This window comes from Paraburkholderia sp. SIMBA_053 (assembly GCF_046534895.1).
GTDB lineage: Bacteria > Pseudomonadota > Gammaproteobacteria > Burkholderiales > Burkholderiaceae > Paraburkholderia > Paraburkholderia caledonica.
Genome location: NZ_JAWRXU010001644.1, coordinates 1 through 238, shown reverse-complemented (window position 1 = coordinate 238; position 238 = coordinate 1). Strand labels below are relative to the sequence as shown.

General features: G+C 66.8%; 1 protein-coding gene. It reads left to right on the top strand.

Features of this window, described 5'->3' with window-relative positions:
• Positions 1–238 (top strand): HAD hydrolase-like protein (locus tag SB753_RS41135; RefSeq protein ID WP_410805690.1); only part of this gene is annotated, 238 nt, incomplete at both ends.

Below are 238 nucleotides of genomic sequence, written 5' to 3'. Positions count from 1 at the left end.
ACCGCAACCGCTGTGGCACGCGTGCCGGTTGCTGGATGCAGACGTGGAATGCAGCGTTCTGGTGGGCGATTCGCCCGTCGATGTCAGCGCGGCGCGCGCGGCGGGCGTGCCGGTGTTTATCGTGCGCTACGGCTATGGCGGCCCGGATGGCGCGACGGCCTTGCAGTGCGATGCGTTAATCGATTCGTTCGCGCAGTTGCCCGATCTGCTTGCGCTGCGCGATGAGCGCTTGAACGCC